This is a genomic window from Streptomyces sp. SM11, from assembly GCF_002910905.1.
Classification (GTDB): Bacteria; Actinomycetota; Actinomycetes; order Streptomycetales; family Streptomycetaceae; genus Streptomyces.
This window is the reverse complement of record NZ_NEUE01000004.1, coordinates 1-1,601: the sequence shown is the minus strand read 5'-3', so window position 1 is coordinate 1,601 and position 1,601 is coordinate 1. Positions and strand designations below refer to the sequence as shown.

Below are 1,601 nucleotides of genomic sequence, written 5' to 3'. Positions count from 1 at the left end.
TGGGCTCGCCCCCGGCCGGCTCCGGCAGGGCCGCCGCCGCGCCGTAGCGCTCGGCCAGCGCCTCCGCCAGTTCGTCGAAGGCGCCGTACTCCAGGAAGAGCGTGGCCGGGAGGCTGATGTCCCATCGGCGGGACAGCTCCTCGGACAGCTCGACGCTCATGATCGAGCTCATGCCGTACTCCGACAGGGGCGCCTCGCGGTCGAGGGACGCGACCCGCAGTCGTTCCACGAGGAACGCCGCCAGCGCGTCGGCGACGCGCTCCGCGGCGTCCCCGGCGGCCGCACCGGAGCTGTCCCCCGCAGTTGCGGCGGCGGAGACCGGGGCGGAACCGGCACGGACCTCCGGGTCGTCCGGCTCGACGATCTCGGTGCCGGCGTCCGGGTGGGCGACAACGAGCTGCCGGGCGGGCCGCTCCGTCCCCAGTACGGCCATGAGGGCGTCCAGGCCCTCGGCGGTGGTCAGCGGCCGGACGCCGCGCGCCCGGAGCTGGTCCGCGACGGCGGTGCCCATGCCGACCTCGCCCCACAGGCCCCAGTCGACGCTGAGCCACGGCGCGCCGTGCGCGTGGGCGTAGCCGTCGAGGTAGGTGTTGGCGGCGGCGTAGCCGCCCTGCCCGAGGTTACCGAAGGTGCCGGAGACGGAGGCGAACAGCACCGCGAAGTCCAGGTCCAGCCCGGCGACGGCGGCGGCCAGCTCGCGTACCCCGTCGGCTTTGGGCCGCATCACGGCCGCGACGTCCTCGGCGGTGGCGCTGCGGATCAGCCCGTCCTTGAGGGTGCCCGCGGCGTGGACGACGCCGTGCACCTCGCCGTGCTTCCGGCGTATCCGCTCCACCAGGGCCGCCAGGGCGCCGGGGGCGGTGATGTCGGCGCTGTAGGAGACGGCCAGGCAGCCGTGGGCGGCGAGGGCGGCGGCCCGCTCGTCGGAGCCGGGGTTCCCGCCGGAGCGGGAGACCAGCGCGACGACGCTGGCGCCCTCTCGGGCGAACCGCTCGGCCACCTCCAGGCCCAGGCCGCCGTGGCCGCCCAGGACGAGATAGCGTCCGCCGGGCCGGATGGGGCCCTGCCCGGTGGGGCGGGGCGGGGTGTACGCCGAGCGGTCGCGCACCCGGACGGGCACGTGCCGGACGCCGTCGCGGTAGCCGGTCTCGACGGGTCCGCGGGCGCCGCCGAGGTCCGCCACGAGGGCGGGCAGCAGGGTGCCGGGGGCGCCGCCGAGGTCGACGACGCGCGGGCGCAGGCCGGGGTACTCGATGGCAGCGGTGCGCATCAGACCCCACAGGGCGGCACGGGCGGGGACCGGCCGGTCGCCTTCGGCGACGGGCTGGCCGTCGCGGGTCACGACGAGGAAGCGGGACTTGCGCTGCCGCTCGCCGAGGGTCCGCAGGGCGGCGAGGCAGGCGTACAGGCCGAGGCCCAGCTCCTCCTCCTCGCCCCGGCCGCCGTCGGCCGGGCTGTCGGCGTTCCACAGGTGGACCACGCCCGCGACGGGGTCGCCGACCTGCTCCCACAGCGCCCGGAAGGCGTCCAGGTCTAGGCGCTCCAGCGTCAGCTGGTCGGGACCGGGGGCGCCGTTCGGCGGCGCGGCCGGGCCCGCGGCG

The 1,601-nt window shown here is 77.5% G+C and carries 1 protein-coding gene; it reads right to left on the bottom strand.

Annotation, left to right across the window (positions count from 1 at the left end):
• Nucleotides 1-1,601, bottom strand: a 1,601-nt coding sequence (locus B9S58_RS00190) for a beta-ketoacyl reductase (protein ID WP_146063423.1), incomplete at both ends; no start/stop codon positions are given.